Origin of the sequence: Alkalihalophilus lindianensis (assembly GCF_032843265.1) — a bacterium.
Lineage (GTDB): Bacteria > Bacillota > Bacilli > Bacillales > Bacillaceae_D > Alkalihalophilus > Alkalihalophilus lindianensis.
In genome coordinates, this window is sequence record NZ_JAWJBA010000910.1 from 1 (window position 1) to 242 (window position 242).

A 242-nucleotide genomic window follows, 5' to 3' on the forward strand; every position below is an offset into this window, starting at 1 on the left:
GCAGGATTTTGGTTCGGATGGATTTTATATCGCAGCCTTAAGAAAAATGAAAGCGAAAAGTTAGGCAACGAAAGAAGGTGTAACAGTTGAAGCAATTTACGGCAACTGAGACAAAGACGAAATCAATTTATTCACTGCAGCTCCATGAATTAAAGGAATGGCTTGGGGAAAACAATGAAAAGTCTTTTCGGGCCGAACAAATCTTTGATTGGCTCTATAAAAAAAGGGTTACCTCATTTGCG

General features: G+C 38.8%; 1 pseudogene. It reads left to right on the forward strand.

Annotated elements, in window-relative coordinates:
- Positions 1 to 86: 86 nt before the first annotated feature.
- Positions 87 to 242, forward strand: a pseudogene (locus RYX56_RS24755) (dual-specificity RNA methyltransferase RlmN); the annotation flags it as partial.